Here is a 1,455-nt window from a genome sequence, read left to right on the forward strand (position 1 = left end):
TTTGCAAGAGAAGGATCAACCTTTGGCGTATAGCCATTACGCTCTGCTATCTCTTGAACAATACTGCCAAGGGTTTGCTGGTGATAGGATTGGCTTTTTGGGGTTCTATAAGACGTGTTCATTGATGCGGCGCGCCCTGTCACGCTTAAGCTTTGTGGTGGGCTGCTTACAGAGATTTCGTCTATCAGATAGGCTCCCATATCGCGGTTTTTTCCGCCTTCATAGCCAAGTGTTATGGAAATGATTGTTCCGATAAGAGGAATATCAAGAAAGCCGTTATCACTGTCACGTGCGCGGTCATCAAGCTCTATAGTGATACGATCACTTTTGTTTTCTGCTTCATCGGTAATTTCAATCGACAAAACATAGTCCATCAGCATTCTTGTGATGTCCTCTCCATTTGCCAGAACCGTGCAAAAAGGTTTCATGATTGACTGCCCCAAATTCTGATTACCGGTGTGGCTTTCGGATAGGGGAGGGTTGGCAAAACGATTGTGATGCCTGCTTTTAAGATGGGTCCATAGTCTGCAAGACCAAAATTTGCTGCATAAACGCGTTCAACAGCAAGGGCTTGTTGACCCTTTGCATAGTATCTCCAGCAAATGGCATCAACTATATCGCCTTCTTTTGTCACGTAAAGATCACTCATAGCTCTTCACCATATTCTCTCAACTTTATTGTAAATTCTTGTTTTTTTGGGGTGCCATTATGATGAAAAACGCTTTGTTTTTCCTCTACAGAAAGAATGACAAACTTACCTAAGATTTTGCCTTGACCGGTCACAAGAATGTGAGGTCCTTCATGTGCCATTTGCCGTAAATATTCGAGCTGTCTGTGACCACCTTTGAAATCTGGATAAATCACGCCTGCTAAAGAAAATTCCGCATTTGCAACAGCAGGCAATTGAAGAGCAGCCTTTCTCCCCAATCGCCCTTGCTCTACCCATGGAACTCCATAAGACATATCAAGTGTTTGATAAGCTGCTGTTTCAATCGAAAAAATAAAACCACCCAAAGCTAACATCATGGTATTTAATCCGAAAGGCTAGAGGCTATGGCTAAACGTTGCTGTTTTGCATAGCGTTCAAGTGCTTGATTGACAGCGTCTCTGATTTCGTCCTTGAGACCATTGGGGACGGAAATATTTAAATTTGAAATCATCACGCGGGCGTCTACTTCAACGGGCTTATGAACCGTAATGGGCTTTGGAGCTTTAAAAGCACCTACTTTATTTGTTGCCTGCATTTGTCCTGTTTCAACGACACTTGTATTAAAACCACTCTTGCGTTTTTCAGGTGGGGTATTTGTAACCACTACTGTATCAACCATTTTTTTTGCACGTGCATTGGTTTCTTCGGTAAAGGTTTTAATGGTCTGCTTTGAAGTCTTGTCTATTGAAACATTAAACCCTAACTTTTCTTTCACCCAATTAGGCATCCAACTGGTTAATTTCTTC

The 1,455-nt window shown here is 42.2% G+C and carries 2 protein-coding genes and 2 pseudogenes; all 4 read right to left on the reverse strand.

Going from position 1 to position 1,455, the window contains the following annotated elements; translation table 11 throughout:
• Positions 1–428 (reverse strand): annotated as a pseudogene (locus ACFILL_RS09170) (phage late control D family protein); the annotation flags it as partial.
• Positions 425–649 carry a tail protein X gene (locus tag ACFILL_RS09175; RefSeq protein ID WP_375643823.1) on the reverse strand — a complete coding sequence of 75 codons (225 nt, stop codon included), beginning with the start codon at positions 647–649 and terminating at the stop codon, positions 425–427. The gene ACFILL_RS09175 and the pseudogene ACFILL_RS09170, both read right to left, overlap by 4 nt.
• Positions 646–1,026: a phage tail protein gene (locus ACFILL_RS09180; protein ID WP_375643822.1), complete on the reverse strand. Its 381-nt coding sequence runs from the start codon at positions 1,024–1,026 to the stop codon at positions 646–648. The genes ACFILL_RS09175 and ACFILL_RS09180 overlap by 4 nt, the downstream gene beginning before the upstream one ends.
• A 5-nt stretch (positions 1,027–1,031) precedes the next feature.
• A pseudogene (locus ACFILL_RS09185) lies at positions 1,032–1,455 on the reverse strand (phage tail protein); the annotation flags it as partial.

Source organism: Bartonella sp. AP20NXHL (assembly GCF_042196165.1).
Classification (GTDB): Bacteria; Pseudomonadota; Alphaproteobacteria; order Rhizobiales; family Rhizobiaceae; genus Bartonella.

Excerpts from the sequence above, each read along its gene's own strand:
- ACFILL_RS09180 (WP_375643822.1), bottom strand. The coding sequence starts at position 1,026 with ATGATGTTAGCTTTGGGTGGTTTTATTTTTTCGATTGAAACAGCAGCT.
- ACFILL_RS09175 (WP_375643823.1), bottom strand. The coding sequence starts at position 649 with ATGAGTGATCTTTACGTGACAAAAGAAGGCGATATAGTTGATGCCATT.